Raw genomic sequence first — 2,471 nt, 5'->3', positions numbered from 1 at the left:
AAACAGACTCTCGGTGAATGTGTCGGCGCCGCGCATAATCTCCATCGGGTTGTTGGGCTCCTTCTATCAACGCTTCACGAACGCAGCGCGATGACGCGTTTCAGCGGTACTTCCGCAGGCTGCTAGGTCGGAGCACTCGATAACACTCTTCCGAAGGCCGCAAAGTTGCTGCATTCAAAATTAAGACAATGCTGATCAATTCCACCGCTAACGATTGCCATGCGTTATAGCGTGGACATACAACGGTAAAATGCAGAAACGATGAAGCAACTGACCGTGGCGATGGCGGTCGATCAATCCGCAGGATTCGGAGCGCAGCGCTCACCTACGCGACGCGAACCGGAACATGTCGTTTATGAAGGTTTGCAAAGTTTACGTTCGCTTTGCCAAATTCAGCCGCATTTACGCTGCTTGTCCCAGCGTAGCCTTAACGTCCGTGTGTGCAACGACCAAGCGAGGCGGAATCTCGGCGCGATTCCGTCAGACAACTGGACCGTCCGAGGCTCCATGCGCGCCTCAATAGCGAATCTGCGATAACGGCCGACGATATGTTTCACTGGTTGACCCCACACGATTTCGCGAGCAAGCATCTTTAGCACGGAATTGCCGGGCTCGCCGAGACCGCTGCGACGATTGCCGCGATCGACCGGTGCCAGGTACCCGGCGTTTCTTGCCGATCGCCTCAGTGGGCAACGGAGCAACTGCGGCGACCGCAGGTGTCTTCGTGTGCGTCAGCATCCGTGACCATCGACATCCGGAGGTGCACTAAAGCGCGGCTCGTCGATCCATGCGGCGAGCCAGTCATGGAGTTGTCCCCAATCGTCGGCAAGGTCGAGTTCAAGTGCGTGTAATCCGCTGTGACTACCGTCGTCGCCCTTGCCAATGCACGCATAGATTGTCCGTGCGCCATTCCACCAGGCGACCAGGCCATCGTCCCGGCGGGTATCAAGACTAGTAGGTGCGACAGGCGGGCATCGAACTCTTCGAACCTCATCGCTCGCGTCTCAATGCACGGAGCCGAAGAACGCCATCGCGCCTTCGGCTGGCGTCAGGCCCGCCCTGAAGTACCCCTCAAGCCGGTCCGCGATCGCTTCGTCGAGCGTGAAGGGCGGATGGATGTAGCCCACATTGAACGCATGGTCGTACCAGTCGCTAAGCCACGCGCGCAATTCGATCACATATTGAGGTAATGTATTCAAAGCGTCGTCGTGCATGCAAGTCTCCCTTGGCTGCGGAACGATCAGGCTGCCTTGCGGCCTATCCCCATCTCCGGTCAGCGCCTGTCCAGCGGAAACACATGCCACAAAAAGAAGAGGGAAAGCGCCCCGGTTGGCCGCTCGATCCGAATGCGCACACGGCACGTTTCGCCCGAGCGGGAGCGTTCCAGCAGCACGCTCGCTGTCCGGTCACGCGTCGAGCAGGCAAGTCTTTCGACCTTAGAGCGTAGCGATGTGTTGCCCGCCATGATTTTCCCGACAATGCATGATGAATTGATGCTACGGTCGATCGATGCGCGAGCCCAATCGGCGGCGGCGGAATGTTGCCTCAGGAAGCGCTGATTTCAGCCGTCAGGGTTTTCCGAATTGGAACAGCGTGAAGGGGGCGCTTCACGAAACGGAAAAAAGCACTTTAGTCTGAGCCAGGGGCGGCGAACCCGATCAAGCACCAGGGTGCTGCGTTACAGGGAACGTACAACTAGGTCCGGGATTTCCCGCGAACTAGCGGCCTTCGTCGCGGACGAATGGAATGATGCCCTGTCGGTAAGCGCTGTGATCTTGTCACACGGTCTTGCATGGCGTCCGGCACTTGCTCGCCGCGAAAGGTTGGCTTCATGGGATTCGTGCAATCCGTATGAGTCAGTTGCCCAGTTCGGCGAGTCCATGAACATCGCCCTCGCGCTCGACCAGGCGCAGACACGTGTCCAGCTTCTCGCTGCTGCCGTCAAGCAACCGGTCACCCAAGGCCCGGTCGTTCGACTTGCCCAGCAAGTTATGTAGTACATGGTATGCCACAAGAAGGTGGTACATGGAGCAGCGCAAATCATTCGCTCACCCTGACAGCGACGGGCACGGCGATGCAGATCCGCAATGGCCAGCCCGAGTTTTTCACCGACATACGAAAGCGGTATGCCGTCAGGGGGCGCTTCAGAAAACGGAAAATAATCTATGATCGCCCCCGTTTTTGCAACGCTGAATGGATGCATGGTTGGCTTGCGTAAATCCATTCGGCGTCGTTGTGGGGATCGCTCCCCGCGCCACGATGAATTCGCGCCTGACAGTCCTAAAAAGCACGTCGGCTTTGCCGTAAGCCGATATTTTCCACAGGGTGTCCGTCAGGCCGGTGTGTGAACCGCCCCGGGATTTCCGGAGGCTCCACTTCTTGAGAAAATGGAGCTATGGAAAACACGAAGAAGAAGTGCCCAAGGTACTCGCCTGAAGTTCGTGAGCGGGCTGTGCGAATGGTTCTGGAAC

The 2,471-nt window shown here is 57.7% G+C and carries 3 protein-coding genes; all 3 read right to left on the bottom strand.

The window, feature by feature from the left end; all coding sequences use genetic code 11:
- Nucleotides 1-1,004: 1,004 nt before the first annotated feature.
- Nucleotides 1,005-1,214: a hypothetical protein gene (locus AB3X89_RS39445; RefSeq protein ID WP_018436447.1), complete on the bottom strand. Its 210-nt coding sequence runs from the start codon at nucleotides 1,212-1,214 to the stop codon at nucleotides 1,005-1,007.
- 59 nt (nucleotides 1,215-1,273) lie between these two features.
- Nucleotides 1,274-1,465: a hypothetical protein gene (locus AB3X89_RS39440; RefSeq protein WP_368587968.1), complete on the bottom strand. Its 192-nt coding sequence runs from the start codon at nucleotides 1,463-1,465 to the stop codon at nucleotides 1,274-1,276.
- Between the two features lie 391 nt (nucleotides 1,466-1,856).
- Nucleotides 1,857-2,027, bottom strand: coding sequence for a hypothetical protein (locus AB3X89_RS39435; protein WP_018436446.1), 171 nt, complete (start codon nucleotides 2,025-2,027; stop codon nucleotides 1,857-1,859).
- Between the last annotated feature and the right edge of the window lie 444 nt (nucleotides 2,028-2,471).

This window comes from Paraburkholderia sp. BR14320, assembly GCF_040948665.1.
Taxonomy (GTDB): domain Bacteria; phylum Pseudomonadota; class Gammaproteobacteria; order Burkholderiales; family Burkholderiaceae; genus Paraburkholderia; species Paraburkholderia youngii.
The sequence above is the reverse complement of the archived record's forward strand: the minus strand, read 5'-3'. Positions and strand labels throughout refer to the sequence as shown.

What these genes read in the sequence shown, in the direction of transcription:
- AB3X89_RS39440 (WP_368587968.1), bottom strand. Translation starts at nt 1,465, where the DNA reads ATGGCGGGCAACACATCGCTACGCTCTAAGGTCGAAAGACTTGCCTGC.
- AB3X89_RS39445 (WP_018436447.1), bottom strand. Translation starts at nt 1,214, where the DNA reads ATGCACGACGACGCTTTGAATACATTACCTCAATATGTGATCGAATTG.
- AB3X89_RS39435 (WP_018436446.1), bottom strand. Translation starts at nt 2,027, where the DNA reads ATGTACCACCTTCTTGTGGCATACCATGTACTACATAACTTGCTGGGC.